The 26,030-nt window shown below is 61.3% G+C and carries 30 protein-coding genes and 3 pseudogenes; 14 read left to right on the top strand and 19 right to left on the bottom strand.

Annotation, left to right across the window (positions count from 1 at the left end):
* Positions 1 to 323: 323 nt before the first annotated feature.
* The gene (locus tag ASD03_RS15090; RefSeq protein WP_025427471.1) at positions 324 to 896 is read right to left on the bottom strand and encodes a hypothetical protein; all 573 of its coding nucleotides are present in this window, start codon (positions 894 to 896) and stop codon (positions 324 to 326) included.
* A gap of 415 nt (positions 897 to 1,311) precedes the next feature.
* Between ASD03_RS15090 and ASD03_RS40515 the strand changes: the two are divergent.
* The 3 genes and pseudogenes from ASD03_RS40515 to ASD03_RS41105 form a co-directional block, all read left to right on the top strand.
* A pseudogene (locus tag ASD03_RS40515) lies at positions 1,312 to 1,464 on the top strand (IS5/IS1182 family transposase); the annotation flags it as partial.
* Positions 1,465 to 2,121: 657 nt separating this feature from the next.
* Positions 2,122 to 2,613 (top strand): tetratricopeptide repeat protein, encoded by a 492-nt coding sequence (locus ASD03_RS15080; protein ID WP_158268925.1) that lies wholly within the window; start codon positions 2,122 to 2,124, stop codon positions 2,611 to 2,613.
* A gap of 468 nt (positions 2,614 to 3,081) precedes the next feature.
* On the top strand, positions 3,082 to 3,216 hold the full coding sequence (locus tag ASD03_RS41105; protein WP_255569852.1) for a hypothetical protein: 135 nt from the start codon (positions 3,082 to 3,084) through the stop codon (positions 3,214 to 3,216).
* A gap of 120 nt (positions 3,217 to 3,336) precedes the next feature.
* Here ASD03_RS41105 and ASD03_RS15075 read toward each other — a convergent pair whose 3' ends face one another.
* Together ASD03_RS15075 and ASD03_RS15070 are read right to left on the bottom strand one after the other, a co-directional pair.
* A complete protein-coding gene (locus ASD03_RS15075; RefSeq protein ID WP_280137620.1) occupies positions 3,337 to 3,627 on the bottom strand; it encodes a DUF4440 domain-containing protein in 291 nt (96 codons plus the stop codon).
* Between the two features lie 337 nt (positions 3,628 to 3,964).
* Positions 3,965 to 4,513: a BA14K family protein gene (locus tag ASD03_RS15070; protein WP_025427475.1), complete on the bottom strand. Its 549-nt coding sequence runs from the start codon at positions 4,511 to 4,513 to the stop codon at positions 3,965 to 3,967.
* A gap of 410 nt (positions 4,514 to 4,923) precedes the next feature.
* Between ASD03_RS15070 and ASD03_RS15065 the strand changes: the two genes are divergently transcribed.
* Positions 4,924 to 5,346 carry a YciI family protein gene (locus tag ASD03_RS15065; protein ID WP_025427476.1) on the top strand — a complete coding sequence of 141 codons (423 nt, stop codon included), beginning with the start codon at positions 4,924 to 4,926 and terminating at the stop codon, positions 5,344 to 5,346.
* A 220-nt stretch (positions 5,347 to 5,566) separates the two neighbouring features.
* On the opposite strand, the gene ASD03_RS15060 is transcribed toward ASD03_RS15065, so the two are convergent.
* From ASD03_RS15060 to ASD03_RS15030, 7 genes and pseudogenes are all read right to left on the bottom strand, one after another.
* A complete protein-coding gene (locus tag ASD03_RS15060; protein WP_038577126.1) occupies positions 5,567 to 6,898 on the bottom strand; it encodes an amidohydrolase family protein in 1,332 nt (443 codons plus the stop codon).
* 525 nt (positions 6,899 to 7,423) lie between these two features.
* Positions 7,424 to 8,029, bottom strand: coding sequence for a hypothetical protein (locus ASD03_RS15055; protein ID WP_057206235.1), 606 nt, complete (start codon positions 8,027 to 8,029; stop codon positions 7,424 to 7,426).
* Between the two features lie 223 nt (positions 8,030 to 8,252).
* On the bottom strand, positions 8,253 to 8,837 hold the full coding sequence (locus ASD03_RS15050; RefSeq protein ID WP_025427479.1) for a helix-turn-helix domain-containing protein: 585 nt from the start codon (positions 8,835 to 8,837) through the stop codon (positions 8,253 to 8,255).
* A complete protein-coding gene (locus ASD03_RS15045; RefSeq protein ID WP_225906313.1) occupies positions 8,827 to 9,495 on the bottom strand; it encodes a hypothetical protein in 669 nt (222 codons plus the stop codon). Before ASD03_RS15045 ends, ASD03_RS15050 begins: the two co-directional genes overlap by 11 nt.
* Positions 9,434 to 10,087: a hypothetical protein gene (locus ASD03_RS15040; RefSeq protein ID WP_025427481.1), complete on the bottom strand. Its 654-nt coding sequence runs from the start codon at positions 10,085 to 10,087 to the stop codon at positions 9,434 to 9,436. Before ASD03_RS15040 ends, ASD03_RS15045 begins: the two co-directional genes overlap by 62 nt.
* 1,193 nt (positions 10,088 to 11,280) lie before the next feature.
* Entirely contained in the window at positions 11,281 to 11,658 is a 378-nt protein-coding gene (locus ASD03_RS15035; RefSeq protein WP_025427482.1) for a hypothetical protein, read from the bottom strand.
* A gap of 4 nt (positions 11,659 to 11,662) precedes the next feature.
* Positions 11,663 to 11,929, bottom strand: a pseudogene (locus ASD03_RS15030) (repressor LexA); the annotation flags it as partial.
* A 243-nt stretch (positions 11,930 to 12,172) separates the two neighbouring features.
* On the opposite strand from ASD03_RS15030, the gene ASD03_RS15020 reads away from it, so the two are divergent.
* A complete protein-coding gene (locus ASD03_RS15020) occupies positions 12,173 to 12,862 on the top strand; it encodes a S24 family peptidase (protein ID WP_025427485.1) in 690 nt (229 codons plus the stop codon).
* A gap of 455 nt (positions 12,863 to 13,317) precedes the next feature.
* Here ASD03_RS15020 and ASD03_RS15015 read toward each other — a convergent pair whose 3' ends face one another.
* Positions 13,318 to 13,566: a hypothetical protein gene (locus tag ASD03_RS15015; RefSeq protein ID WP_025427486.1), complete on the bottom strand. Its 249-nt coding sequence runs from the start codon at positions 13,564 to 13,566 to the stop codon at positions 13,318 to 13,320.
* Between the two features lie 248 nt (positions 13,567 to 13,814).
* On the opposite strand from ASD03_RS15015, the gene ASD03_RS15010 reads away from it, so the two are divergent.
* The 6 genes from ASD03_RS15010 to ASD03_RS14985 all read left to right on the top strand — a co-directional run bounded on the left by ASD03_RS15010 (position 13,815) and on the right by ASD03_RS14985 (position 17,048).
* On the top strand, positions 13,815 to 14,252 hold the full coding sequence (locus ASD03_RS15010) for a hypothetical protein (protein WP_025427487.1): 438 nt from the start codon (positions 13,815 to 13,817) through the stop codon (positions 14,250 to 14,252).
* Positions 14,252 to 14,458: a hypothetical protein gene (locus tag ASD03_RS15005; RefSeq protein WP_025427488.1), complete on the top strand. Its 207-nt coding sequence runs from the start codon at positions 14,252 to 14,254 to the stop codon at positions 14,456 to 14,458. The genes ASD03_RS15010 and ASD03_RS15005 overlap by 1 nt, the downstream gene beginning before the upstream one ends.
* A 256-nt stretch (positions 14,459 to 14,714) precedes the next feature.
* A complete protein-coding gene (locus ASD03_RS15000) occupies positions 14,715 to 15,134 on the top strand; it encodes a GNAT family N-acetyltransferase (RefSeq protein ID WP_025427489.1) in 420 nt (139 codons plus the stop codon).
* Between the two features lie 115 nt (positions 15,135 to 15,249).
* Entirely contained in the window at positions 15,250 to 15,888 is a 639-nt protein-coding gene (locus tag ASD03_RS14995; RefSeq protein ID WP_200951447.1) for a putative immunity protein, read from the top strand.
* Positions 15,889 to 15,922: 34 nt separating this feature from the next.
* Positions 15,923 to 16,543: a C39 family peptidase gene (locus tag ASD03_RS14990; protein ID WP_025427491.1), complete on the top strand. Its 621-nt coding sequence runs from the start codon at positions 15,923 to 15,925 to the stop codon at positions 16,541 to 16,543.
* Between the two features lie 100 nt (positions 16,544 to 16,643).
* Positions 16,644 to 17,048: a hypothetical protein gene (locus ASD03_RS14985; protein ID WP_025427492.1), complete on the top strand. Its 405-nt coding sequence runs from the start codon at positions 16,644 to 16,646 to the stop codon at positions 17,046 to 17,048.
* A 230-nt stretch (positions 17,049 to 17,278) separates the two neighbouring features.
* Here the strand turns inward: ASD03_RS14985 and ASD03_RS14980 are convergent, their stop codons facing one another.
* Positions 17,279 to 17,431 (bottom strand): hypothetical protein, encoded by a 153-nt coding sequence (locus ASD03_RS14980; protein ID WP_025427493.1) that lies wholly within the window; start codon positions 17,429 to 17,431, stop codon positions 17,279 to 17,281.
* Between the two features lie 168 nt (positions 17,432 to 17,599).
* Between ASD03_RS14980 and ASD03_RS14975 the strand changes: the two genes are divergently transcribed.
* On the top strand, positions 17,600 to 18,088 hold the full coding sequence (locus tag ASD03_RS14975) for a hypothetical protein (protein WP_128090504.1): 489 nt from the start codon (positions 17,600 to 17,602) through the stop codon (positions 18,086 to 18,088).
* A 375-nt stretch (positions 18,089 to 18,463) separates the two neighbouring features.
* Here the strand turns inward: ASD03_RS14975 and ASD03_RS14970 are convergent, their stop codons facing one another.
* Together ASD03_RS14970 and ASD03_RS37735 are read right to left on the bottom strand one after the other, a co-directional pair.
* Positions 18,464 to 18,865 (bottom strand): hypothetical protein, encoded by a 402-nt coding sequence (locus ASD03_RS14970; RefSeq protein WP_025427495.1) that lies wholly within the window; start codon positions 18,863 to 18,865, stop codon positions 18,464 to 18,466.
* An 83-nt stretch (positions 18,866 to 18,948) separates the two neighbouring features.
* A complete protein-coding gene (locus ASD03_RS37735; RefSeq protein WP_025427496.1) occupies positions 18,949 to 19,122 on the bottom strand; it encodes a DUF1328 domain-containing protein in 174 nt (57 codons plus the stop codon).
* Positions 19,123 to 19,359: 237 nt separating this feature from the next.
* Between ASD03_RS37735 and ASD03_RS14965 the strand changes: the two genes are divergently transcribed.
* Positions 19,360 to 20,022, top strand: coding sequence for a hypothetical protein (locus ASD03_RS14965; protein ID WP_025427497.1), 663 nt, complete (start codon positions 19,360 to 19,362; stop codon positions 20,020 to 20,022).
* A 445-nt stretch (positions 20,023 to 20,467) separates the two neighbouring features.
* On the opposite strand, the gene ASD03_RS14960 is transcribed toward ASD03_RS14965, so the two are convergent.
* From ASD03_RS14960 to ASD03_RS14935, 5 genes and pseudogenes are all read right to left on the bottom strand, one after another.
* Positions 20,468 to 20,830: an SPW repeat protein gene (locus tag ASD03_RS14960; RefSeq protein ID WP_025427498.1), complete on the bottom strand. Its 363-nt coding sequence runs from the start codon at positions 20,828 to 20,830 to the stop codon at positions 20,468 to 20,470.
* Positions 20,831 to 20,924: 94 nt separating this feature from the next.
* Positions 20,925 to 21,524: pseudogene (locus ASD03_RS14955) on the bottom strand (DUF6596 domain-containing protein); the annotation flags it as partial.
* A gap of 450 nt (positions 21,525 to 21,974) precedes the next feature.
* On the bottom strand, positions 21,975 to 22,295 hold the full coding sequence (locus ASD03_RS14950) for a hypothetical protein (protein WP_025427500.1): 321 nt from the start codon (positions 22,293 to 22,295) through the stop codon (positions 21,975 to 21,977).
* A 174-nt stretch (positions 22,296 to 22,469) separates the two neighbouring features.
* A complete protein-coding gene (locus tag ASD03_RS14945; RefSeq protein WP_057206224.1) occupies positions 22,470 to 23,987 on the bottom strand; it encodes a DUF1254 domain-containing protein in 1,518 nt (505 codons plus the stop codon).
* A gap of 878 nt (positions 23,988 to 24,865) precedes the next feature.
* Positions 24,866 to 25,477: a hypothetical protein gene (locus ASD03_RS14935; protein WP_025427503.1), complete on the bottom strand. Its 612-nt coding sequence runs from the start codon at positions 25,475 to 25,477 to the stop codon at positions 24,866 to 24,868.
* Between the two features lie 348 nt (positions 25,478 to 25,825).
* Between ASD03_RS14935 and ASD03_RS14930 the strand changes: the two genes are divergently transcribed.
* Entirely contained in the window at positions 25,826 to 26,023 is a 198-nt protein-coding gene (locus ASD03_RS14930; RefSeq protein WP_025427504.1) for a hypothetical protein, read from the top strand.
* The last annotated feature ends 7 nt before the right edge of the window (positions 26,024 to 26,030 follow it).

Genomic DNA, 26,030 nt, shown 5'->3' with positions numbered 1-26,030 from the left:
AATGGGATTTAAGGAAACGATCAAAGGGGAGATCTAGCCATGATGGATGCCGCATTCGTGAAGATGACCGCTTTGGTCATCGTGCTTGTCAGCTGTGTCATCATGGTGCAGCCCTACTGACAAGCGGCAATTCGCGGACAACATCTGTCGCGGCGCCTGCATCGCAGGGTCGCCGGTAACAGCCGCGTCCGACCGAATAGGACATGCGGACTCTCGCCGGTTTGGAGCCTTCCCAGGAAAAGTGCGAAGCGGTTTTCCGTCAGGAAATGCGTCGAGACAAAGAGATAGAGCGTTTCTACGACTCCGTTTAGACCGGAAACGCACTAGGAGACAGAGGGGGGCTTGGACGGCGACAACGAACCCAGCAACGTCTTGAGGCTTTCGCTGTCGGGTAGGCGTTTCTCGCCTCGGTCGTCACCGCATCTCGAGCGCAGGCCACGCAAGAACTGGGCGACATCGACGAGTTCACCGATCTCCACCCGCACCTGCGCCTCGATCGTCCTGTAGATCTCTTCGAGCTCTGCCGCTTCCCCCACATCGACAGAGCCGGAAAGGGTTGAAACCCTCGCCTTGAAATCATCCAGCAGCCCATCGAACTCGCTGGCGTCACGCGCAGCCTTGGCCTCCAGGCTCGCAATCAGCATGTCGAGAATATCCAAGTGCCGCCGCTCCACCGATTGCAGGTCGAAGGCCGCACGCAGGTCCTTGCGGGTGCGTTCGCCCTTGCGCAGATGGGCCTTGAGGCGGACGCCGTTCTCCGCGCAACGCCTCCTGATTTCATCAACGGAGAATTGGCCCTCCGCCAACTGGTCGAGAAAGGGCCGGATAAGCGCCGGTGGCGCAGTGATGTTCAGCGCTGCCGAATAGAGCGCCAAGTCGATCGAAGCATCCGGCATACGCTACCTCCGCCTCATAGGGGCCTCTGGACGCCAGACTAACAGCATCCCCAAAACGCAAGCGCAGTTTTGTCGACAATGCTTTCCTATTTGTTAAGCAGAATCACCGATCGTCCGCGTCGCGACATGAAAGTCGTCGGAGCAAGACCATGAGCTACGATTGGACCGGCGGACGCCGCCGCCGCATCACAGTGGCCAAGTACGGAGCCGCTCTCGCACTCGCGACACTTCTGGCAGTGCTTGCGGCCTCAATCGCCGTTTAGGCTCTGGACCCAATAATTTTGGCTGACATCTGATTTAGATTCTTCGCTGAAGGATCCGATGAGTGGTTTGTTCTTGTGGCTCTAGGGTCAAAACCCAATCAAGCCATTGAACATTCTTCGTTGCCATGATTCAATCACTCAACCAAAGGAGGACCATCTACAACCGGTTTCATCGCTGGTCGGCACGGGGAATATGGCGGCGGCTGGTTGAGGCTTTGGTCAAGTGTGGCGATGCGGATATTCATATGATCGATAGTACGACCGCCAAAGCGCATCGATCGGCAGCCGGAGGAAAAGGGGGGGCAGATGCGCATCCGTCATCTCGCCGATCTGGTTGACATTGACATTCACGTCCTTCGGCATCAGCGAGGCCACGGCCTTGAGAAAATCGTGCGGACTCTTTTCGATCAGCGCGTGGATCGCGGCCGCCCCCCGGCTCTCCCAGGCAACAAGCATGTCTTCGAGAAACAGCTCGCCGAGCTTGGTGCGCACCGCCTTGCGGGCGCGTGTCCGGACTGGTGTCGCCGCCCCCGGCACACGCGGCAGGAAGCGCCCGGTCTTCGGGTCCTTGGCTGGCTTACCGATGCTCATGATGATGGCTCCCATGCAGCGCCACGCGTCGATTTAAGGAAACATGCAGTAGCGCCGCAAAGCTCTCTAATGTCGCCCACGCACCCACGCGCCCGGCCATCGGCAATCAGGCAACAGCCACCCGATATCCACGGGGAATTGCATTCACCTACTTGACCTTAGGTTGTATTCTGTCACCAATACTAATTTACACGCAGCGCATTCGCGGCACGCTGGGCGGCCAAAGGCGCCTCGCAGCGGATATGACAGGCAGGTTGAAGACATAACACTTTCAAATCGCAGCATAATTTATCCGTTCGATCGATGCCGACTTTGAGGAATTATGCGATGAATAAGACGGGTGTCTGATGATCCAAAATGCAGTCAGAAGGTTGAAGACCATTTTTAAGCCGCGGCTCTCCGCCGCAAATGTCTCGCCAAGGTTGCTCGAACTCGCCACGTCAGGAAATCTCGACGCCCAGGCGGCGCTCGGCGAAATCTATTTCAACGATGGCCGCAAGGAAAACTACGCTGCGTCCTACCACTGGAACGGCCAAGCCGCCCGCCAGGGCGACGCCGCATCGCAAGCCCGCCTGGCAGCGATCTACCACAAGGGCATCGGTGTCGAGCCCGACCAGCAGGAGGCACTTCGCTGGTTGCGGAGCGCCGCGCGCAAGGGTCATCACGGCGCCCGCCAGGTGATCGACAGGCGCAATCAGGACGACGGTGGCCCCGAACAGAACACGGCATCGGCCAGCCTGTGCGCAGCACTCGATCCCCGCGAAAGGCGCGAAGGACCCGTCGAAAGAAAGCCTGCGGAAAGCCTGTCAAATCAGGCGCTGGAGAGGGTCGAAGACGAACAGAGAGAAACTGGGCGCCGTTGAGTACAACGAGAGGTGTTGAGTACAACGAGAGGTGTCGCCCGGAAGGGCCGCCTGCCCCGCTAAAATGAAAAAGGCCGCTTCGATTACGAAACGACCATCCTGTAATATCCTTAGCCCGGTTCTAGGCGAATGGCAACCCTCTCGGACAAACTTTGTTCTATTTTCGTTCTTTTTTTGAGGCCGCACATTCCGGACCATGCCATCACGTGCGGCCAGGCGGTCTCAACGCGAAACTGACAAAGTCCCATCGACTTCGCCGACGGCTCCAAACGCAGATCGGACAACCAAAGCCCGCGTCCGGCCGATTAAACCGGATATCTTCAAACCGCTCGGAACAACCCACGCCCCGCCCTCGTTGTCCCTTCGGGCTCGACTTTTGCCTGCAGCCAATGCCGGTTCTCGAGGATGTGCAGGAATTTGGTTGTGCGCGTCCGATTGTGTTATCATCGCTGCCGGGAGGAGAATGTCATGGAGAATTTCTTCGCACTACTCGCCGTCGTCATCGGTTCTGCCGTGCTGGGGCTTGCCCTCGCCTACGGGATGCGCCGCCAGAGAGACAGCCACCCGCCACCCAAACACGACGACGCCACGCTGAAATTCTAGGCGCTTGCGCAAAAGTGTGAAGCGGTTTTGCGATAACGACATGCGCAAAAACAACGCTGAAACCGGAGTTGACCGCAACGTCGGTCCACATGACGCAAAAGCCGCGCCCGCCCGGATGAATTAGCCGCGGCCATCAACCAGGCAGCATCGTGCGCGAGCATCAGCACCTGCTTCGGTCGACATCGTGTCGTCGCCCCGGGCGGAAATGCGCGTCAGCGAAAAGTCCGTCGCTCGAAGCTCATCACCCGCTGGGTCGTCGTCTTCCTCTGAGAGAAGGTCGATCATTTCCGCGCGGTGATATTTCGTCCCGGACGCTCCGAACTCGACAAAGCCCTCGGCCAGCAGCACCTCGACGGCCGCTCTTGAGCGACGCAGCTCCGGACGATGAAGCGCCTCCTCGAGTGCCCGGATCTCGTCAATATGAACGGCAAAATCGGCTATGTCTCACGCGCTTCCATCAGGGGTCATCGGGGACACCATGCACTCTACAGCGCCGCGCGTATTATCAGACGCGCAAAGGTCGCTGTAACACTTTGAGTTACTGCATGTTTTTATCCTTAAATCGAATAGGATTTAAGGAAACATGCAGTAGGTCACCGGCAATCCAGCGAGGAGGCGCGTCCATCGTCTGTGGGGCTCGGTTCGGCCTGGCAGCTCAAGTAAAAGCGCGCGCCGCGACCGAACGAAGCGTCTGGCAGGTCCCGAGGAAACCCGCCGATCGCAGCCGATCGGCGGGTTCTCTTTCAGCTCAATAATACGGCGAGTAGCACTGCTGCCGCGGTCCGCCATAGGGCTGGAACGAGTTGTCCCAGGCGCGGTAGGAGCGGTAGCGGTCATAGCACCAGCTGGCATGACGCTGGTTCACACCGGACTCGACGCGGCGTGGCGGAGCAGCGATCGCACCGCCGATGATGGCGCCGGCGCCGAAGGCTGCCAGCGGATACCACCAGCCGTCATTGTGGCGACGATAGCCGTCGCGATAGCCGCGGTAGCCGCGGTGACCATTGTACCAGCCATAGCGGTATCCGCCGCCATGCCAGCCCGGCCGCGGGCGGTAGCCGCCATCCCAGTGCGGACGCGGACGGTAGCCGCCGTGCCAACCTGGGCGCGGCCGATATCCGCCATGGTTCCAACCCGGCCGCGGACGATGTCTGTCGCCGCCCCATTCGCGATTCTGTACCCTGTCCATGTCACTCTGCTGCGTCAGCTGAACGGCTGCAACCGGCATGGCATTCGCAGGCGTGTAGCTCGTCAGAGCCGTCACCGCCGCAAGGATCACAATGCCTATCTTCTTCATCTCGATACCTATCCGTTTCGAACAGGCGCAAGCTATGTCCCCCTGACGTGAACCCATGGTGAATGCGTCCTTCGTCATATTATCATTTAAAAACATAGAGATATGAACGACAGGTCATCACACTCGGAAACCAGCGCGACAGCGCAGCCGATCTCGTCGCCAGCGCATCTCGCCATCCGCGGCAATCGCCATATCTTTACGAAGATGTCTTCCCTGCGCTGGTCGACGACACCACCTGAGCACTCGGCCAGGCGTTGCGGAAACGCTGCGCTCCCTCTCTGCGTGGGGTTCACGCAGTGCCGCGACGGTGTGCGGAAAAAAGTTTCGGCGAAATGTCGGCCCCGTCGTCGGCCGATCGTCATTCAGGCAGAGAGGTCGTTGTGGCTTCGTCGATCAAAGGAGAAAAGACCATGCGCGTGATAGTTATGGTGAAGGCGACCGAGGATAGCGAAGCGGGCAAGATGCCTTCGACCGAGTTGCTCGATGCCATGGGCAAGTTCAACGAAGAACTGGTCAACGCCGGCATCATGCAGGCGGGCGAAGGCCTGCATCCCTCGTCCAGGGGCAAGCGCGTCGCCTTCGACGGCGCAAGCCGCCTCGTCATCGACGGCCCCTTCACCGAGACCAAGGAGCTGGTCGCCGGCTTCTGGATCTGGCAGGTCAAGGACATGGACGAGGCGATCGCCTGGGTGAAGCGCTGCCCCAACCCGATGCCGGGCCCGAGCGAAATCGAAATCCGCCCAGTCTTCGAGGCCGCCGATTTCGGCGACCTGATCACCCCGGAGATCGCCGAGCGCGACGACCGCCTGCGCGAACGCATCGGCGGCAATTGAGAGCGTCTTAGACCGGCAATGCATTGCGGAGAGCTGGGGTTCTAACGAATCCCGGCTGTCGACACCAGCATTGAGCACGCCATCTTCCCGGGTACGTCTTTGCCGCCTGTGCCTGGCTATCATCTGACGGCAAATCCGCCGCCGCTCGGGCCTGCGCCGTCAGCCTGCTGTACCGTTTCTCACAATCGTGTGCCAGGCAACAAGCCGTTTTAGTTGTTCCTTATTTCACCAACGTGTTCTTGTAGATGATGCCGTCCTTCATGATGATCTTGAAGTTGTTGGCGGGATCGGCCACCAGGTCGATGTTGCCCAACGGGTCGCCGTCGACGAGCAGGAGATCGGCAAGCGCGCCCTCCTCGATCACGCCGAGCTTTCCCGGATAGGGATTGCGCGGGCCGGATAGCGCCAGCAACTCCGCATTAGTCCCAGTCGCCATGGAGAGCGCTTCGGCAGGCGTGTACCAGCGAACGAGGGAGGCGAGGATCGCCCCCTGCTGCTGCGCCAATGCGCGGGAGAACAAGACATCGGTGCCCCACGCCGTCTTGATCTTGTACTTCTTCGCCAGCTCGTAGGTTCTGCCGATGCCGGGCCACACCTCATCTGCCTTGGCCCGCTCGACCGATCCCTCAGGAAAGCCTTGCCGCAACAACTCGGGAAGCGGTTGCAGGCTTAGCCAGATGCCCTTGTCGGCAATCAGCTTGGCGGTTTCCTCATCCATGAGGAAGCCGTGTTCGATGCACTTCACGCCGGCGGCAATCGCTGTCTTGATCGCATGCGACGTGAAGGCGTGTGCCGCAACGTAGGTGCCCCAATTGTCGGCTATTTCGACCGCGGCCCGCAGCTCAGCCTCGGTAAAGGTAGTTACATCCAGCGGGCTGTGGGGTGACGACACGCCGCCACCTGCCGTCATCTTGACCAGCGCCGCGCCCTGCATCAGTTGCTCACGGACCCGCATGCGCACCTCGTCGGGGCTGTCGACGACGATGCTCCCGCCGATCTGCTCCATGCGGGTGAGCGGGCCGCCGATCACCCGCGGCAGGTCGGTCATCTGGCGGAAGTCTCCATGCCCGCTGGTCACGGTGATCATGGCGCCGGAGGGGTAGATGCGCGGGCCCTCGACAATACCGGCGTCTATCGCGCGCTTCAGACCGAACACCGGCCCTCCAACATCGCGGACGGTGGTGAAGCCACGCATCAGTGTGTCCGTCGCCTCGTCGCCGGCCACAAGATTGTTGAAGCCGACGTCGCCGAACGATTCTGCAGGAGTGGACCGGGCCAGCATTGCGTGCCAATGCGCATCGATAAGACCCGGCATCAGCGTTCGGCCGTTCCCGGCAATGCGCTGGGCACCCTCCGCTTCGACAGGGCTTGTCGAGATCCGAGTGATCACATTGCCTTTGACCAGTACATTCGACGGAGCCGAAAGCGAGGTCGCTCCTTTTCCATCGAAAATGCGGACGTTCTCGAAAAGCACATCATCCGCCCACGCAGCCGGGCAGGCTCCGAGCACGAGAACTGCCGCAATCCACCGCCTGCGGGACAGCAGCACCATGAAAGCTGTGCGGACACAAGCGTACACGGCTACGGCGTGGGACAAGGCACGCGTCACAAACGTGGCTTTCATCAACTCCTGCGATTCGAAAGAATTGATACACACGGCGATTCTCCAACCTTGAGGAAGGGATGGGTCGTGGCACACGAGAGAAAGTTGCAGCATCCATTGCGATGGGCCGAGGCGCGAGCCACCGCTCGTCCATGCACTTGCAAGGCCATGTTCGCAGTCAGGCCGATCGCCATTCGGCACCAAACAATATCAACGTCTGCTTTTAGGTACAAGCAGACGTTGATGACGCAAGCCGAAGCGTCGCCATGGATCATGGTTGCACCAAGGCCATCGCGGCGCGATTCCGCCTCACCCTACAGCCCAGCGCGCCTTATCAGACGCGCAAAGGTCGCTGGATCCCGGCCACAGGGACGAGGATAAGGTCAACGGGGTCACTCCCAGGCATTATCAGCAATTGCCCGGAGCCTAGGGGGCCTGCCTGAGACCGCTCCCTCGGCAACAGGCGCGCGCCACTCAAACCGCCTCCCTCTCCCTGGAAAGCCCGAGATGCCAGTGCAGTTCGGTCAGGCCGCGCTTCAGCCAGGCCAGTTGCGGTTCCGGCATGGTGCGCAGCACCTCGTAGTCCATGACGCAGACGTTGAAGACCGTGGTCTTCACCCGCGGCCCTTCCGGCAGCTTCAGAAGCACGCCCTCGAGCTCCATCATCCGGTTGGTCGCAGCCATTGCGGCCCGGGTGCGCTCGGTCGTCTCGCCTTCGAAACCCTTGACGCTGAACAGCGACTGCGCCCGCACGCTTGGGAAGGGAATGCCGGTCAGGCTGTAATAGCGCGCCATCTGCCGGGCATACTCGTCGCCAGCCGCGCGTTCGTGTGCGGTCAGCTTGCCGTCGAGAAACATCCGGCCGAGTGTGTAGCCGGCAAAGGGACTGCCGACATCGACGCCCTTCGCTCCTGAAAAGTGGTGACTTTGCCGTGCGGCGATGGCGACCGAGCGCACCTCTCTTTCGGTTTCGCCATGCTTGATCTGCCCGCCGGGATAGCGCGCCACATCGGCCTTGCGCGGCCGGCCCGCCTTGCCTGCCCGCTTGGCCGCGGCAATGCGGGTGCTCGCCTCGAAAATACGTGTTCGTCAGTGCGTCCATCGTGCACCGGGCCTGGCACCGCCACACCCGCCCGATGGCGACGGCGAGCAGAGACTGCAGCCCGCCACCGGCGATAGCCGGCGACCCACCAGCCGAAGCTGGCGATAGTCCGCCGCCCAAGCCACCCCGTCCCGTCGCCGCCGATCGCGATCGCCCGTGGACCGGGCCACGATCCGTCAGGCCGACCGCTCAGAGAGCGGCTCATCGCTTCGCCCTGCCCTTGTTGACCGCGTGCAGCACCGAGGTGTGGTCCCGCCGGAAGATGCGGCCGAGCGCCGGAAGCGAAAGGTCCTCCCGCTCGTCATAAACCGCCGCCATGCAGCGGTGGCGCGGCTCCACCAGCCGGCGCTCCCGGCGAACCCCGATCACATCGGCCCAGCCGATGCCGGGATAGGCAATGAGCACCTCCTCGACGATCTCGCGCACCGGTCGGCGGCTGAAGAGGCCGCCCTCGCCGTCGGCATTCGTGCCGCAGAGCAGCTGCGCTTGCGACAGGATCCGCGCTTCAGCGTCGGCAAGCGCAAGCTCCAGCTCCAGCACCCGCAGCCGCTGCGCCTTCACATGGGCGCTGAGCGCGCCGAGCAACGCGTCGGGCGTTGGCGCCTGCGGCGGCTCGCTTTCGCCGGCATTTCCGCTGGTCGTGCAGTCCGCCGTCCGCGTTTCCAAAGAATGCGGCTCGGCATCCGGCCCGCCCCTCCTGCCGCGCGCGGTGCCGACGCTGCCGGACCCCTTCTGGGCGAGCTGCTCGCCCGTCGGCATCGTCGAATATCTCGTTTCAGGCTGCATCGCTCGCCACCTCCATGGTCAAATCCATCGCCGCCCCACGCCCTGCGGGATGGGCCATCTCGCGTTCCAGCCTCACTCGATAGGCGCGCTGTTCGGTCGTAATGGTGGCTGCATCGGGAAGCCCGATCATCTCAGCCAGCACCCCGGCCCGCGAGACCGCTGGCGCCTCGCTTGGCATGGCCTTGGCCGCCTTGACCGCCGCCTGCTCGGCACGAAACTGGCGAAGCCGCACCCTCACCCGCTCGCGGATCTCGGGCGAGCGCTCAGGCACTGGCCCTGTCGGGTTCAGCGCCACGGCGAGGTCGCGTCTGCGCGCCAGTTCGGCGCGCGTCGCTGCTGCCTCGCTCTTGGCCAGCGCCGCCAGCACTGGCGGCTTCGGAATCGTGCCCAGAAGCACGTTGGCGTTGGCGGCATAGTCGCCGCGGATCAGCTTCTGCGTCGCTACCGAAAGCCCGCAAGCGGGCACCCCCGCCAGCGCATATTGGTAGACAGGCAGAAGTTTTCGGGGATCGATGCCCTGCGGCATGGTCATGCCGGCCGTCTGCATCACGTTGAGGCTGCGCAGGATCGCATCGTCGCTTGCCGGCGCCAGCCGTTCAGTGAGCGCGGTAATCTCCCGGCTCAAGGTCGAATATCGGTTTGTTGATAAGGTCGTCATTTCCAAGGTTTCCATTGAGTTCTCGCTCTATCGCTTGTCGGCATTCCCGCTGGTGGCGGGCAAAGGCGCTTTCGCGCGGCGGCGCCTGTGGCCTGTGATCCTTGCGCGGCCTTGCGGCATTGCGCATCCGGTTGCGCCAGGTGGCGAGCCAGTCGAGCTTGGCCGCGTCCCGACCGGATTTCGCCGTCCAGTAATCGCGGAATTTTTCAAGCTCCAGCTCCACCTGGGCCGCGCCGAAGCCCAGCCGGGCGGCAAAATCCCGGTCCGGCTCGAATTGCTCGGGAAGGCGCGTGGCGCGCCTGCCACCTGGCACAGGACGCCGCGGCGCAAGGGTTTGGGTGTTGTCGGGAGAGTTAATTTCTTTAGGGGGTGCGGGGGATCTTTCTTTATCAGAGAGGGGGACGCCGTCCGTCGCCGTGACGACCTGTGACGTCACGTGAGCGCGGCGGCGCTGTTGCCGTTCGCGATCGCTGGCCCGGCGTTTGTCGATGTCCGATTGCTGGCCGGCCTCCGCCGCACGCACCGCACACAGGATCATCTCCGGCGTCGCGCCGCACTGGACCAGAGCCTCGACGATCGATGTGATGCGCATCGCCTAGTCCTCGCTCGCAAGGGCTAGAGAATTTCCAGGAAAAGTACGAAGCGGTTTTCCGTCAGGAAATGCGTAAAAACAAAGAGATAGAGCGTTTGTTCGGTTCCGTTTAAATCGGAAACGCTCTAGCGCCACGCGGACGAAAACACCGCGATGCCGCTGCGGCAAAGGCCGCTGCACAAACCTGTTGATCCGGCCGGCGATGGCGCGCGGTCGAACAGGCTGGGCAAGCGTCGCCAAGATCCCGCTCGCAGACGAAAGGACACGACCATCCACCGGCACGACAACGGCAGGCACGCCGCCTCGCCGCAACGACCGGTCCGCCATGGCGCTACGGTCGTGCACGCGCCGGCTCGACCAAACGCTCGCACCCGCCACCCATCTCCGCGGCCATTTCTCCGCCGACAGGACCGACGCACAAAGAAATCTCTGCAAACTCACTTCTCGCATCACGTCGCTCCTCATGATTGTCGGCACAGGTTCGCGTCGCCCAAACCGACGATCGCTCTTCGTGCCCTGCACCTGGTCTGACTTTCCTCCGCGCCCTCGCCGGCAAGCCGTCTGAAACCCCGCCTGCAGCCTGCTGGGCGGGACTGGGTTCGGCCACGTGACCGTGGCGCTGGAGCGCTGCGCGTCCGGTATGCCCCGGCATCCACGATGCCCTGGCACCCCCCATGACGCACAAACCGCTCCAGCCTTTCGAACCCGCGCATGATCACGCACCGAGATCGCATCCGATCGTCGGGGGCATGCGTCAGAAACGGTTTGCCGGCGCCGAAATGGAAGCGAGGGGCCACCGGGGAGGAGGTGGGCAGCAGCCCCTCGCTGTGATCGCCGCTGCGGCTGCGCCCGCGCGCCGGATCGGCACGCAAGGGACGCTGCAGCCGCGCCGCATGGCACCGAAAAGATCGGGGGCAGCAGCAGGACGACGATCAGTCTCTTCCACAGCGCCGCGCGTCTTGTTAGACGCGCAAATGTCGCTGTATCCCTTTGAATTGCTGCATGTTTTCGTCCCTAATCGAATACGATTTAAGGAACATGCAGTAGGGCCTCACCCGTCGTTGCCGACGAACCAATGGCCTACAATTCCCTGGCCTCTTCCCGTTCACCTGAGGGAGGGAGCCATTCCCCACCTCGCCTTCAGCCGGCGACAGAGCCACCGACAAAGGCGATGACGACTGTCGGACCGGACATCACGATTTCCTCCTGTCTCGCCAGACCGGCGCGAACGCCTCGTCGAGCTCGCGTTGCAATGCCTCGAAGTCGAGACCCGGCAGGTCCTCCTTGCCCGGCAGGTCCCTCTTGCCCGGTGCGTCCCCCTTGCCGATCAGCTCGAGCCCCGGCGCCAGCTTCATCCGGCCCGCGAGAAGCGCCATGCCCCACCGCCTAAGCCGGCCGGCCAGCCCGGCCTCACCGACCGCCCTCCTCCTGCCCGTGCGCTGCCTGCCGCAGCCAAGCGCCGGGCTGGCAGCCCAGCTGAAGGCGGCGAGCGTCACCGAGGTGGCGGAAAAGGCTGCAAGCCCGGCGAAAACAGGATTGCCGAGAAGCGTGTCCGTCACGTGCTCAAGCATGTGCCACCTCCACCACGACGATTGCCCTTGCCCGGTTTTTCAGCCGGCGGATAACGCCGCGCTCCTCCATCGCCGCCACCATCCGCGAGATGCCGGATTTCGATGACAGACCCAGATGGTCCTTCATCTCGTCGAACGTCGGCGAGACCCCGCCCTTGTCGGCGCTGTAGCAGCGAATGAATCTGAGCAGCTCGTTCTGCCGCAGCGTCAGGCCGAGCGGCTGGCGCGTGGCGCGCCTGGTTGTCCTTGATGCGATTCTGGTGGCAGTCATCGGCTCACTCCAGCAAGCAGGCAGTCATCGTCGATGCGGCCCGCCGCGTTACCTCGTCGGTCACACCCGCCCGCGAAGCACGAGGCGTCGCGCCTGGCATGCCCGGCAAAGTGCCAGCCGGCCCGCTCCAGGCTGGAGCCGCGACCGAAAATGTCGGCCTCGTAAAGTTCGATTGACTGTTCGTTTCCGTTCATATCCTATCAATAATAGGATCGTATCGTTTTATCAAGAGGAAAAATCCTATTGGACGTAGGAAGCGGAATCTGGGATGCCATTGCCATGGATCAATTGCGGCGCCTTATCCGGGAAGCAGTCGACGCGAAGAGGACGACCTACAAGGATCTGTCCATCGCGATCGGGAAGAACCACGCCTATATCCAGCAGTTCGTCGAGCGCGAGAGCCCGCGCGAACTGCGCGAACGTGACGTGCGCACCATCACCGACCTGATCAGCGCGACGCCGGACGCGGGCGAAACCGGCCAACCCCGCAACGCCACCGGTTTCAATCCGCAGATCGTGCCCGGCGAGCAGCTCGTCGGCCATCGCGACCTGCCGATTTTCGTTGCCGCCCAGGGCGGCGACGGCCATGTGATCGTCACCTTCGATGCGGTCGAATACGTCAAGCGCCCCTCGGTGCTCGAAGGCGTCAAGGGCGCCTATGGCATCTACCTCACCGGCACCTCGATGATTCCGGCCTATGAGCCCGGCGACATGGCGCTGGTGCATCCGCACCTGCCGCCGGCGCGCGACAAGGATGTCGTGCTCTACCACGTGCCACCCGCCAACGACGCCGAGGCGATCATCAAGCGCCTGGTGTCGTTCAACGACCGGGAATGGACGCTGAAGCAGTACAATCCCTATCTGGAATTCACCGAGAGCCGGGTGGAATGGTCCTTCTGCCACCGGGTCGTGGGCAAATACAGCGCCCGCTGACGCTGCGCAGGCATCGCCCGCCAGCCGCCGCCCGGAACACCGCTCCGCAACAGCTTCAAAAGTAATAGCTTTTCGAAAATGGCGCCTGCTTGACGCTACGTCATGCGCGAGAGCAGCCGGCGATAAGGATAAAAACATGCAGCAATTCAAAGCGCTACAGCGACCTTTGCGCGTCTAATAAGACGCGCGGCGCTGGAGTGCACTGTCAGCAGCGGAGCACGCAGCCGAAATGGCACGCCGCCGAGAGGAAGCCGGCACGCAGTAAAAATCCCGGGAACCGGCGCGTGCAACGTGGCCGCCGGCAGACACGGCGCCGGCTCGCATGACAGTTGGGAAGCCTTAAGCGGCCCACCGGCGCCCAAGCGCCCGCCCACACAACGCACCCCGCCGCCTGGGACACCGGAAAAGAACGCGAGACCGACGGACAGGCCCGTCTCACGCAATTGCCGATCCGTCTATGCGGCCATGATCTCCTGCATCTCGGACGGCAGGTCGCCGCCGATAAAAAGGATGGTCGCGTCTTCGAATTCGCCGGTCGACAGATCCCCTGCCCGGCTGAATGCGACAACGCCCACCTTGGTCGATGCCAGCCTTTCGGCCAGCCGGAGCGCGTGATCGGCCCCTGTCGCCTGCACCGGAGTGTCGGCGAGCAAGGCACCCCGATTTCCCCGCGTAAAGCTCTGAACGACGAAGTTTGTGACCATGTCATGCTCCTCTCTGCCACCTGCAATGGCAGCCCTAAGCTGACTCAATCTTCCGAACAAAACAAGAACAAACAGAAGGATATCGACAGGCCAGTCAGAAAAATCCTGCCGAATATATTTTTCCTATTGATGGATAAATAGGATTTTCCCTATTATGTGACCATCAATTGAAAACGAGGAAAGCCGGATCCGGCAGCGCGCCTCAAGGCTCGTGCCGGCCCTTCCTGCTGTTTCGCCAGGGAGAAGGCATGACAGTGACATCAGTACGAGAAGGTAAGCTTGTCAGCCCCTTCACCCAGAGCCGCGAGATCATCCTCGCGGTCACCATGCTCGGGCGCGGCCATTTCATCGAGGAAAGCGATTGCATCGGCACCATCTTTGCGACTGCCGCCGATTGGCTGAGGGCCCATGACGGCGAGCACGCCACCAAGCTCATCCGCTTCGATCTCGAAGCGCTCTCCGGCGAAGACATCTCCGAGACCGTCGCCGACGCCTGGCTCGACGATTTCGATCGCACCCCTGACGATGAACACCTCCTGCCCGCCTTCGTGCGCACGTCTGAGGCGTGGGAACGCTGGTGCGCGGATTTCGAGGCGCCGGGTGGTGGCCTCCGCCAGGCCGCTCCCTTCTGCCAGCCGGGCCACGGCACGCTCAATCACCGCCAGCAGTTCGGACCCCAGCCCTGATGGATATCGCACTCGACAAATCGGCCCTCTTCGCCGCCATGGAAGCCTTCTGGCAAACGGAAGACGGCAACGACAAGGGCGTCGAGGCAGCCGTAACAGCCTATATCGAGCGCATGGGCCTTGCCCCATTCAACGAGATGGCCACCCGCAAGCGCGCCACCCTTGCCGCCGCCACTGCTCGCCAGCCTGATGCGGCGCGGCGCTGATCACTCGTTCGCATCTGTTCCACCACTTGAGGGTCGAGCAACGACCCGCCCTCATCACCCAAAATGCCAGCTCAAATACCGATCTTGGCTGCCCGTGCGATCGCTCTTCATTCCCGTCTCAGACATTCGTCCCGCTGTACGCTTCTGAAAATCCGCCATGGAAAAAGATGCGCTGGCCGCCTAAAGCTAGGCGTCGTGCCCGCATCTCGCTCGGCGGATTCTTTACGCCCTGACTCGACCACATCCGGATTCGTTGATGAAAATCAGAAGCGCCACCATCGCCGACTACGACAGCCTGGTCGCCCTCGATACGATTGCGGCTGGTGACCCCGAGCGCCGTGATCATATCAGGGCGTGGATAGAGACAGGCTGCTGCTACGTGGCCGAGACGGACAAATCCGTCGGAGCCTATGGTGTCCTGGCCTACCATTTCTTCGGCAACGGCTTCATTGAAATGGTCATGGTCGGCGCGCAGTTTCGTCGCCAGGGCCTCGGAATGGCGCTCGTCGAACATTTCAAGAGCATATGCGCAACGCCGAAGATCTTCACATCGACGAACCAGTCCAACAGGCAAATGCAGCAGCTCCTGAGCGGCGCCGGTTTTCACACAAGCGGGTACATCGACAACCTCGATGAAAACGACCCCGAAATCGTGTTCTGTTTCCGCGCCGCATAGAGCATTTCCAGGAAATGTGCGAAGCGGTTTTCCGTCAGGAAATGCGTGAAAACAAAGCGCTGCAGCGGTTCTGAGACTAGAAACACCCTTGGCCGGCCGTAGAGAGGCGTTGAACGTGACAGCCTTTGGGGGACGCTCCACGCCACGCCCTGATATTGCCGAAATCCCCCGCTTCATCGAAACAGACATCGACACGCCCATCGCGCCGGGACCGCAGATGATGCCCATCGAAACGAATCCGCCACTGCTGAACGAAGAAGACCTGCGCAATATTGCGCTCTGGGCTGCCGTTTGCGCCGAACGCGCCCTCCCCATTTTCGAGACGGAGGCCCCTGATGATACCCGCCCGCGCGCAGCTCTCTCGGCCATCCGCGCCTTTGCGCAAGGCGGTGCGCGGACTGCAGCGCTGCGCAAGCTAGCCTGGGCGGCCAATTCCGCTGCACGCGAGGCCGGCGATCCCGCAGCCTCCGCCGCCGCCCGCGCCGCAATGGCTGCCGCCGGATCCGCCTACGCCCATCCGATCGCCACCCCTCACCAGGTCAACCACATCCTTGGCCCGGCAGCCTACGGCGCGCAAGCCGCAGCGCTCGCCGCCGTCGATCCGGCCGGCATCATCGAAGCGGAAGTCCGCTGGGCGATCGCGCAGGCACCACCCGAAGTCCGGCACATCGTGCAGCGAATGCCGGCGCGCGCACCAAGCAAGGGCCAGTTCCACGCGCTGCTCTACCGGCTTGATAGGGGCTTGCGCCAATGACAAAAGTTGCGTCGCGCCCGACGGAGTAAGCGGTATGGAAACAGTAGAACACAAGGTCCCCTATTTCAGCCAATGGGAAAGCCCGGAGATGACATTGGCGGTTCTGTCGGAGGGTGCGGCGGCCCTTCACCGCGATCCGCTCTGGCGCAACTCGGGCGCTGAGACGATTGAGGAATATGCGCGCTGGGCGGTGAATGTCTGCGGCATGGCCTGCCTGAAGATGATCCTGGCCGCACGCGGCGAGTTGCACCCGATCCTGTCGCTTGCGCGCGGCTGCACCGACTATGGCGGCTATGTCGTCAACGAGGCCGATGCCTCGATCAAGGGACTGATCTACGCTCCCTTCGTGTCTTTCGTCGGCGAGCGCTTCGGGCTTGCCGCCGAAACGCTGACCAACATCCCGACGACGGACATTCCGGAGGTGCTTTCCGAAGGCCGCTTCTTCATCGCTTCGGTCAGCAGCGCCATACGGTGGCCGCAGCGCGAGCCGCCTTCAAAAGGCGGACACCTCGTGCTGGTAACGGCCGCCTCGCGCGAGAGCGTCCGGTTTCACAATCCTTCCGGCCATGACCGGGCCAATCAAGCCGATGTCGTCGTGCCGCTTTCCACCTTCGACCGTTTCTTCGCCAATCGCGGTATCGCCGTCAGCTTCTGATCTCGCACCCAGCCCAAAGAACTACCCAATAAAGGCAGGCAGCAATCATCTGCGAAAATGCTAATAATCAGGTGGGGCAGGAACAGAGGGGAATTACTTTATGCCACGCCTAGCACAATTGTATTTCAAGACAGCGATCATCTTTCTGATCATCGGCATATCGATGGGCCTGCACATGGCCATCGGCCAGGATCACAGCGCGATCGGCGCCCACGCCCATGCAAACCTTTTGGGATGGGTGACGATGGCGATCTTCGGTGGTTACCACGCGCTGAACCCGGCCAAGGCGCAGAAGCGTCTGGCGATGATCCAGTACTGCGTCTACACCGCCGGCGTCGCGCTGCTGGTGCCGTCGCTGTACCTGATGCTGACCGGCAGCCCGCAACTGGAGCCGGTGGTCGCCATCGCGTCGGTCATCACCTTCATCGGCGTGCTCCTGTTTGCGGCCATCATCTTTGGCAGCAGCGAGACGGTGACGCGGCCGACCGCGGTGCCGTCGCGCTAAAGCATTTCAAGGAAAAGTGCGAAGCGGTTTTCCGTCAGGAAATGCGTAAAAACAAAGAGCCATAGCGTTCTGCGGCTCAGTCTAAACGGGAAACGCTCCAGCGCATTTCCAGGAAAAGTGCGAAGCGGTTTTCGTAAAAAACAAGGAGCTAGCGCGTTTCCGTCTTTACCGGAACCGCGCTGGCTCGCAAAGACGCGCGGCCGTCTCCCGGTGGCAAGGCCGGGCGCTCTTTACTGAGCGCTCGCCTTCAGCACCCGATACGTCGCATTGTCGAGAGCAAGGCCGGTCTCGGTGCCGTCCTTCTGGAATCCGCGCACCGTGTTCCCGCAGGCCGTCAGCGAAAGCAGCACCGGACACACCAGCGCGATGGTGGCCCTGGACATCCTCATCTCCGTCTTGATTTGCCTCGCCTGACGAGATGACGCGCCCGCTGGTAAAATCAACGTGTCCGACAACAAAAACAAGGACTAAACCAGTTTCGTGCCGGCACCGCCCACTCGACACCTTCCGAAACTTGGAGCACTCTTAAACCTGTCGTTCGAGAGGATTTCATGATCAGGCTTATGCGAAGGAGTGGCACCCCTTTGGAGCTAGAGGCAAGCCAGGTGCTGCGCATCCGCAAGACGGATCCGCGCCTCGATGACGGTCTCGGCAACACGCTGATCAATGCCGGCCAGACCTTTTTCGTCCAGGAGGAGGCAGCGGCCGTCGCCGCTGCCGTCAAGGCCGAGCTGCCATCCCTCTATCGTTTCACCCATCGCATCGGCGCGCCGGTCTGGGTCAATGTGCACGCGGCCAAGGGGCCAATGCCGCTTGCGCCCAACCACCGCGTGCCTGGCCTAGGGTCAGCGCTGGATATCGGCGGCAAGCGCCAATATGTCCGCGAAAGCCCGGAAGAGGTCAGAAGCGCGATCGCGGCGGCGGGCGGTGATGTGCAGCCGATCCCGGACGAAGGCCTCTGGGTTCAGGGAAGAGAGACGCTGAGGGAGATCCTGGGCAGCCTCGAGGCCTGGGACGAGGAATTGACGACGCCGGAATAGGCCCGCCACCTGTCTCGCCCCGGCGGCCCTGAGCCGTACTGCCGGCCCGCGCAACCGCGCCGCTACAGCTCGCCCGTCGTATTTATTTCATCAGGCGTACCGGAATCGCCGAATCGGACCTTCCCCAGCCCAAGGTCGGCATAGTATTTACCGTACCGCGCAGTACGTTCCTTTATGAACTGCGCTTCCCCGCACCCTGAGCCATTTTGGGTGCTTGCTTGCCCCGCCATCGCGCGGGGCTTTTTCTTACCGGGCGCAGAACCTTTCCAGGAAAAGTGCGAAGCGGTTTTCCGTTAGGAAATGCGAAAAACAAAGAGACCGAGCCCTTCCAGGAAAAATGCGAAGCGGTTTTCGTCCGTCGATGACGGAAACATTTCAATCGACCTTGAAGACGGCATCGCCGGCGAAGACGATGACATATTGCCCCTCCGTCGTCGGCTCGCTTGCCCAGTCCGAAAGCTGCCGCCAATAGGGCTCGCGTCTCCAGATATCGGGGAAGTCCGGATCGACAAGCACGGTGATCTGCGGCCCCTGCCGATAGATCATCATGTGCGAATTCGCAGGATCCCATTCGGGCCCGAGCCGCTCATCCGTCATCCATAGACAGAGAAAATCGCGGCAAAGCTGCGGCCGCCGCTGATAGATCCGGCAGCCCTTGCCCTCGACGCAATTCTCACACCATTCGTTGGCCGGCTTTGCCAGCGCATCGATATCCGGCAGCCGGCAACAGAGCGTGCAGGTGCCGCAGGCGCGATCGGCAAGGAAGGTCTGGTTCATGCGCGGGTCCGTATCATCTCGCTGACGGCGGCGACAGAAAATTCGATATGTCCGCCAGTGTCGGCGCCGCAGCCCTCGTCACCTCAAACGACAACGCTACCGGCCATGAACGCCAGCACCAGGAAGATCAGGAAGACGATCAAAGCAAGATAGAACAGGATCTTGGCGATGCCCGCCGTTGCCGACGAAACGCCGGAGAAGCCGAGAAAGCCGGCGATCAATGAAACGACGAAGAAGATCAGCGCCCACTTGAGCATCGCAAATACTCCTGTTTGGTTGTCGCTACGGAAAGTCGAATCCCGGCAAAAAGTTCCCGTCCGCGTGGCATTCCCGGTGATGCGCTTTACCTCGCAAAGCGTCGGAGATACGGCCCTTGCCCTTGCGTTACTCCGCAGGCTTAGTCAGCAAACGGGGTCGATACTCAGATAAGGCTAATGTCCCGGTTCCGCCCCGCATTGTAGGATATGCCCACGGTTGCGACCCTGGGGGCGGCAATGTTTCTGCAACGAACCGAAATCCGCGAGCACACGATAGAGGTGCGGGAGTTCGTTGGCGAAGGCAGCGTCGAAATCGACGAGCGCATCCTGTTCGATGACGAGGATTCCCACATCGTTCTGCTTCTGGAGATCCTGGCCGGCGACGTCACCTTCACGCTCAGGGGCCCGGATGTCGCAAACCTGGCCAGGGATTTCGCCGATCGCGTGCGGCTCTATATCATACCCCCCGCGCGGCGGGCCTACGATGCCTTTCTGGAGATCCGCGCCCGACCCGGCAGCCGGTTTCGCGCCATCATCGCTCGCATCGGCAGCGCCTTTGTCAGTGCCGCCAGCGAGTTGTCCTGCCGCGCCTGCAAGCAGGTCTGCAAGCTCCTGGCTTCCACCGTGCTCGCCTATGTCGGCGTCCCCAACCCGGAAGATCTGACGCGGGGTGAGGTGCTGCACATCACCGCCGAGCAGTCGTACGAACTCGACGAGGGGCTCGGTCATGCCGCCATCCACGGCCCGCTGGCGGAAGGCCCGATCGGAACGTTCCTTGCCCTATTTGCCGACAACGTCAGGAGTGTCGTCTGGTCCGCATTGCAGTCCGCGCAGCAAGTCTTCGAGCCGCCCGACAGGACCTATACATTCGCCTGCAGACGCCTCGGTTGCTGCCCATAAACCGCTGAACGCCGGCGCCGTGGGCGCAACGGCGCCTCGCGGTCCGGAAAGCCGCCGCCCGCGATCGCGGCCCGACAATGGAAAGCCGGCGTCGGCGCTCGCCATTGGTCTATCATTCCAGCGATTTTCCGATTTCATTGCTACCGCATGTTTCCTTAAACCCTATCCGGCTTAGGGACAAAAACATGCAGCATTCAAAGCTACAGCGACCTTTGCGCGTCCAACAGGATGCGCGGCGCTGTAGGGCCCAACCAGCATTGCAAGACGCTGCTCCGCCCCAGACCCGGAGCCCAGCCCCGGAGCCATGAGAACTTAACGAACAGTTCCAATGAACGCACGTGTCGTCAGTCCCTTGAGAACCCTTCGATCAAACCTGTCCTTCGTCCATGATGGCCCTTCGGCTTGCGCCTACCGGGGCCATCATGGATTATCAGACGATGCTCTTTCACGCATGCGCATGCGGATCGTGGCGATGCGCCCAAACCGCCCAGGCCGACACGGCGGCCACGAGCAGCCCGAGGACGGCGTGCGTCCACATCACGCTCATATTGACCGCATAGCCGAGCACCCAGGGCGACACGACCAGCCATGCCCCAAGCGCCAGATTGGCCCACTCCTCCCACTCTGCGAAGACCGAGAGAGTAGCGTAGGCCAGCACAGCAAGCGCAAGCCCAACAATCCAGGCATTCCAAGCCGGAACGGTTTCCATGCTATACCCGATCACCCAGGGAGAAAGGAAAAGGCACACTGCCAGCGCAAGATTGCACCAATCCTGCCCTCTTTTGCCTTCCATGAAATGGTACGCCATTTGATAACCTCCACGAATGAAGTTTCACCAAGGCGTCACTGCCAGCGCGCAGTTGCACGCCCTGGATTCGAGATGGTTGTTGCAAGGTGAAACTTCAAGTGGCTGTTCGCAAAGGACGTTCTGCCCGCTGCCGCAGGAAGGCCGCATCGGAAGGCGAACCGGCGAGAGCAATGGCGATCGCATAGGCTTTTGCCGCTTCGTCCGCTTGCCCCATCCGCGACAGGAGCTCCGCTCGCGCCGCATGATAGGGCTGGTAGTCCCGAAGCTCGGCCGAAAGCGCGTCGAGCGAGCGCATCGCCGGTTCCTGCCACCCCGCCTCGCACAGCGCCACCGCCCGGTTGAGCCGCACGACAGGCGTCGGCTCCAGCCGCAGCAGGCTGTCATAGAGCAGTACGATCTGCGCCCAGTCGGATGCCTCGCCCTGAACGTGGCAGGCGGCAATGGCGGCCTTGATCTGGTATGGCCCCGGCGCGCGCCGCCGCATGGCGGTATCGATCAACCCGAGCCCCTCGTCGATCTGCCCCCGGTTCCATTTCGTCCGGTCCTGCTCGCCGAGCGGCACGGTGACGCCATCGCCGTCGACGCGCGCCAGGCAGCGCGCATGCGTGATCAGCACAAGCGCAAGGCACCCCTCGATCTCTGGATCTTCAGGGCGAAGCCGGTTCAGCAGCCGGCACAGAAACAGGGCCTCCTCGGCGAGATCCCGGCCCTGCGCCGGAGGGCGTTACTCACCCTGATCCAGAGAACGAACCAGATTGGGATGAGCAGGAGGGCGTAGAGGGAAGTGGTCGTCAGCATCATGGGGATATCCCCGGTTTGAGTTGCGTACGACCCAAGAACGGAAGCCGCCGTCGGATTTCGACATGCGTCCGAAATATTTTTGGAGGATCGGCGAGAGAGGCTCGAGCGCGGCGGCCTGTTGGCATGCCGGCAAGGCCTGAAGGTGAGGATGCAGTGGATTGCGTCTGTCGAAACGGAAGCGCTGCCGACAAAAAAGACCCCATCAACCGAACACGGCTGATGGAGCCAGACAGATCACTTGATAGTGCACGGTCAACAATAGGGCGAGATGCACCACGCCCTTACCCCTGCCCTCGGCACATAGGCGCAGAGATTCGCGGCGGCCGGGACAGATTGCCTCTCGCTACTTGACGGTCACGCCCATTGCGGGCGAGCCCTCGTTCGACCAGCACGAACACGGCTCGCCGGCCGGACCTGCGCCATAGCCGCACTGCTGTCTCGGGGTCTTGCACTGTCTTGGGCTCTTCGCATCAGCCAGCGCCTTCGCCTCGGCCGCAGTTGCAGTCTTGGCCTTCTTGCCGCTCGCAGGCTTCGCCTTGGCCTTTTCGCTCAGATGGGCATTTTCGACGCCAGCCCGGGAATCCCCGGACGGACCAGTTTCGCTGCAGGACGAAACAAGCAAGAGGGTAGCAACAGCAAACGCAATTCCGGAGAAGATCTTCATGAGATATCCGGTAATCCGACAATTGCGATTTTTCAAGATGGGTGGCGCGCGGATTTACCTCCAGAGCGGCTGGCCTTGGCCAGCGCACGGCTCCGATCGGCGCTGCGAGACGAACCTTCGCCTGACGATCGAACGAGCGGATGGCGAACCATCCGCTCGTTCGACTGTTTTCCCCTATTTCACCAGTTCGATCTCACCAGGCCGCCAGGAATTGTTGAACCAAGGTTCCAGCGGACCGTACAGGCGAAGGATCATGAACCAGCCCTTGCCCGGGATTGTCTGCACCCAGTTGTTCTCCATTCCCGCCGGGGCTTTCGGTCCGAAATAGACATCCACCGAACCATCCGCATTGGCCTTGACGCCCTTGTTCTGGCTACTGACGCTTGGGGCTTGCTGGTCGGTCTGCACCATCGACCGGGTCTGGTTGTCGTAGACGATGACCGACCAGAAATCCTTGACCGGGACATTTGGCGGCAGGCGCAGCTTGTAGGTCTTGCCGCCATTAAAGGGATTGCCCTCCGAATCCTGAACCGACCACGGATATTGCGAGCCCTCGCCCACCATCTTCTCTTCCATCGCCGGTGTCACGCCGATGGCGAAGTAATAGTAGAAGACAGCACCATCCAGGTTGCTGACACCGGGCGCCGACTCGAACTTGTAGCCGCCAAAAAACGGCAGGCGCCACGTACTGTCAGGATAGAAATACGCATCCTTCGCGCGAACCTTGAAAGCGATCGTCCGGGCCGTCACGGCGCCGATGTTGGCGGCATCGGTGAGGATCTTCTTCATCCGCTCATCGGGATTGAAGGGCTTGCCCTTGACGATGCCGATCGAGGCGAACAGGCCCAAGGTGGTGGGATCGGAACCGTCCGCCGGCTCTTCCTGGATGACCTGGTTCAACAGGCTCCAGAACGAATAGTCGCCTGGCGAGACGAAATTCGCCGGAATTCCGGAGGCATTGACGAATTTCATCGGCGGCGGGTTGGCGGCCTCGTCCAGGCGATAGATCCGCAGGTGCTTCTTGACCGAGTCAACCCCGGGCTGGGTGGAACCGTCTACAACGAAGGCGCGAAAGACGAGGTAGCTGCCGAAAGTGCTCGGCCGCACCACGTGATACCCCGATGGTATGTCGCCCTTGAATCCAGGCGGCAACAGGAGGTACTTGCCGCCTTTGCCCTTATCGGCCCCGGTGATGCCGATGTCGGCCACCCACTTGTACCAGAAGTCGTCGACCATCCCCAGCACCTTGGGCGGTATCTCGGCCACCAACGGTCCCTTGCTCGTGTCGACCCAAACGTAGTTGTAGATCGTGTTATCGTTGGCCGTCAGCTCCACGGACTTCGGATCGACCAGATTTTCCCAGATCACGTCGGTCTGGTTATCAGGCCCGAACTTGCGTATCGAGTCGCGCATGCCGGCCTGATTTACGATCGGAATCGCCAGCAGATAAGCCTGCAGCGCGCGCGAACGGTCGAGGTTGTCGTAGATTTTGTCGACGGTATCGGCCGACGGGTAGCCGTAATTGAGATTCAGCGTCCCGATCGAGGACTCGATCTTATCCGGAACCGCGACGCCCGACGCAAAGGGCGTCGTCATCTTGTAGGTCTGCGCCGTATCGGCAGCAGAAGCAGTACTCAAGCCTATCAGGACTGCCGCGGCGGCGGCGCAAAGCAGTCTCGTCGTACGTATCATTGCTCTCATGGCCGAACCTTTAAAATTGCGTTGGATCTGTGAAATAGAATTCCCTCAGTGCACCACTTACGCTGCGTCGCTTCCGGGCTTAGAGCAACGTAAATTACTGTTACGAGCGTGTAACTAAACCTCGAACGCGATGCGCCCTTCGGGGCAACGAGGCTTCAGTGGCGGGCGTATCGGACGACGTGCTGCGGTCTGAGTGGCACTTCCGTCGCTGCGACGGCTGTGGCTGCCAGCAGGAGATTCCGTCTGGTCGTCATGGTCTGCCCCTCGCTAATGCAGTAGGACGTGTGTGTTGCACGCCGTCGCAAGACGGCTTTGCTTGCGCGACATTCATATTTCTACGGTACTGAGCAGCAAACAGAGTTCGAAACCACTCATTTTACGCCAGGGCTCTGTTATTTCTGGAGTTTTTTGCACGATGTCTACTTAAGGGAACCGGCGGAGCTGTCCTCAATGGTCAACATGAGACGCGAAACGGTCGACCAAAGCCAGCCGATCGATTCTTACAGAGCAGGACTTTTGGAAATAAATCAGCAGCTTAAGGAAGTTTTGGTGGGTGATCACGGGCTCTAACCGTGGACCCGCTGATTAAGAGTAATTGACTTTAGGCTGAAAACGCCACCGCCCAAGTAAAGCTGTTTCCAATGTGCTTAGGACAAAGCACGAGAAACGCCGGAACATATCGCGAATTGGCAACCGATTCTGATCGCTATTTAGATTATTTTCTGTAATTCCACAAACGACCGACACACATTGCCAATGCCGTTCGGCGTTTGGTGAACTAAGGAATTCGATCGGCTGCAGTGCGATGGCGCAACCGATAGAGAACATAAATCGTGGCATTCGGAAGATTTGGAGACGAAGAAGGTCCTTCAGAAATTGAACCGCACGCCAAGGACATTTGCATTGGAGCCTCCGTGCATGTCGCCGAGCGTCCCCCAGGCTCCGGACCGGTGGTGAACCCGCCAGAAGAAATCAACGTCGGGCATGGTTTCGAAGGAAAGGTTCAACTCGGGGCCTAGATAGAACAGGGTTCTGGCATTCCCGTTGCGTTCCAGCTCGTTCTGGCGCTCCCGTCCCTCCTGGGCATGCGTGACATAGCTGATGCCAAACGTAAGGGCTGGCGAGATACGGACAGCATCGCCAATCTCGAAACCGTCGTAGCGACCGACGACGCCGCCCCAGAATTCCGCATTCGGATGCCCGCCGAATCTTCCGGCGAGCCCCGCTTCCAGTCCAAACCTGAAGGAGCCCATCCTTACCGGGAAGTACTGGTAGCCGAGGCCGACGATCGGGAGGTCGGCGTATTTGACGCCGAAAGGATTGGCTGACTGGAACATGTCCGCGTCGACCATCGTGCCGCCGAAGGCGAATACCGACTGATCGACGTCGCGGTTCTGTGCCTGCGCGTCGGTTGTTCCCAAGAACGGCATCGTGGCAGCGCCGAGCAGCAGAGCAAGCGGGATGGCAGTTGAAGCCTTCATATCGGACTATTCCTGCACTTCATGTTTTCTCCGGCGCGCGCGTGCATCCACTTTGCGGAAGTCCGCCTAAGATTTCTTGAATAGGCAGGTTCAAAAGGTCGACGTCAAGTTTTGCGGTACAGACCTCCGGGAATGACGCCTGACGTTGATCGCGCTAGTGGCAGCCTTGCGTGTGAGCCGTGCGACGCTACCCTCGGCATCACAGCGCCTGGGGCCGGAGGGGAAACCCTCCGGCCAATTCTTCGATCCGTGCTCTTGTCGAGTCGACTACCCCGAAAAATCACTATCACTAGTGAGAGTAGCCAACCGCAACCGATGCGCCTTAGCCTCCGATCAAAGGAGACCATCATGGAAGCAACCCCCTTCATCACCGAGCTTGACGACGACGATTTGCGTGAGTTTTGCCTAGTGGGCATCTTCCACCTTGCTCATGCAAATTGGGTCAACGGGGTCGACGACGACGTGTCGTGCGACGTGCTCGAAGAGGCCTACCAGCGCGGTTGGACCGACATGCACATCGTGTTCGAGAAGGCATCAGTGAATTAGCTAGGCC

Origin of the sequence: Ensifer sp. Root127, from assembly GCF_001425225.1 — a bacterium.
Classification (GTDB): domain Bacteria; phylum Pseudomonadota; class Alphaproteobacteria; order Rhizobiales; family Rhizobiaceae; genus Ensifer; species Ensifer canadensis.
Note: the sequence above shows the minus strand (reverse complement) of the source record. Positions and strands in the feature narration are given on the sequence as shown.

Coding starts and splice junctions, on each gene's coding strand:
- ASD03_RS14930 (WP_025427504.1), top strand. CDS start 25,826: ATGGAAGCAACCCCCTTCATCACCGAGCTTGACGACGACGATTTGCGT.
- ASD03_RS14945 (WP_057206224.1), bottom strand. CDS start 23,987: ATGATACGTACGACGAGACTGCTTTGCGCCGCCGCCGCGGCAGTCCTG.
- ASD03_RS15060 (WP_038577126.1), bottom strand. CDS start 6,898: ATGGTGCTGCTGTCCCGCAGGCGGTGGATTGCGGCAGTTCTCGTGCTC.
- ASD03_RS15005 (WP_025427488.1), top strand. CDS start 14,252: ATGGATATCGCACTCGACAAATCGGCCCTCTTCGCCGCCATGGAAGCC.
- ASD03_RS15065 (WP_025427476.1), top strand. CDS start 4,924: ATGCGCGTGATAGTTATGGTGAAGGCGACCGAGGATAGCGAAGCGGGC.
- ASD03_RS37735 (WP_025427496.1), bottom strand. CDS start 19,122: ATGCTCAAGTGGGCGCTGATCTTCTTCGTCGTTTCATTGATCGCCGGC.
- ASD03_RS15040 (WP_025427481.1), bottom strand. CDS start 10,087: ATGCGCATCACATCGATCGTCGAGGCTCTGGTCCAGTGCGGCGCGACG.
- ASD03_RS14970 (WP_025427495.1), bottom strand. CDS start 18,865: ATGAACCAGACCTTCCTTGCCGATCGCGCCTGCGGCACCTGCACGCTC.
- ASD03_RS41105 (WP_255569852.1), top strand. CDS start 3,082: ATGGAGAATTTCTTCGCACTACTCGCCGTCGTCATCGGTTCTGCCGTG.
- ASD03_RS14990 (WP_025427491.1), top strand. CDS start 15,923: ATGGAAACAGTAGAACACAAGGTCCCCTATTTCAGCCAATGGGAAAGC.
- ASD03_RS15050 (WP_025427479.1), bottom strand. CDS start 8,837: ATGCAGCCTGAAACGAGATATTCGACGATGCCGACGGGCGAGCAGCTC.
- ASD03_RS14950 (WP_025427500.1), bottom strand. CDS start 22,295: ATGAAGATCTTCTCCGGAATTGCGTTTGCTGTTGCTACCCTCTTGCTT.
- ASD03_RS14965 (WP_025427497.1), top strand. CDS start 19,360: ATGTTTCTGCAACGAACCGAAATCCGCGAGCACACGATAGAGGTGCGG.
- ASD03_RS15035 (WP_025427482.1), bottom strand. CDS start 11,658: ATGCTTGAGCACGTGACGGACACGCTTCTCGGCAATCCTGTTTTCGCC.
- ASD03_RS14935 (WP_025427503.1), bottom strand. CDS start 25,477: ATGAAGGCTTCAACTGCCATCCCGCTTGCTCTGCTGCTCGGCGCTGCC.
- ASD03_RS15090 (WP_025427471.1), bottom strand. CDS start 896: ATGCCGGATGCTTCGATCGACTTGGCGCTCTATTCGGCAGCGCTGAAC.
- ASD03_RS15000 (WP_025427489.1), top strand. CDS start 14,715: ATGAAAATCAGAAGCGCCACCATCGCCGACTACGACAGCCTGGTCGCC.
- ASD03_RS14985 (WP_025427492.1), top strand. CDS start 16,644: ATGCCACGCCTAGCACAATTGTATTTCAAGACAGCGATCATCTTTCTG.
- ASD03_RS14980 (WP_025427493.1), bottom strand. CDS start 17,431: ATGTCCAGGGCCACCATCGCGCTGGTGTGTCCGGTGCTGCTTTCGCTG.
- ASD03_RS15070 (WP_025427475.1), bottom strand. CDS start 4,513: ATGAAGAAGATAGGCATTGTGATCCTTGCGGCGGTGACGGCTCTGACG.
- ASD03_RS14975 (WP_128090504.1), top strand. CDS start 17,600: ATGATCAGGCTTATGCGAAGGAGTGGCACCCCTTTGGAGCTAGAGGCA.
- ASD03_RS15015 (WP_025427486.1), bottom strand. CDS start 13,566: ATGGTCACAAACTTCGTCGTTCAGAGCTTTACGCGGGGAAATCGGGGT.
- ASD03_RS15045 (WP_225906313.1), bottom strand. CDS start 9,495: ATGACGACCTTATCAACAAACCGATATTCGACCTTGAGCCGGGAGATT.
- ASD03_RS15010 (WP_025427487.1), top strand. CDS start 13,815: ATGACAGTGACATCAGTACGAGAAGGTAAGCTTGTCAGCCCCTTCACC.
- ASD03_RS14960 (WP_025427498.1), bottom strand. CDS start 20,830: ATGGCGTACCATTTCATGGAAGGCAAAAGAGGGCAGGATTGGTGCAAT.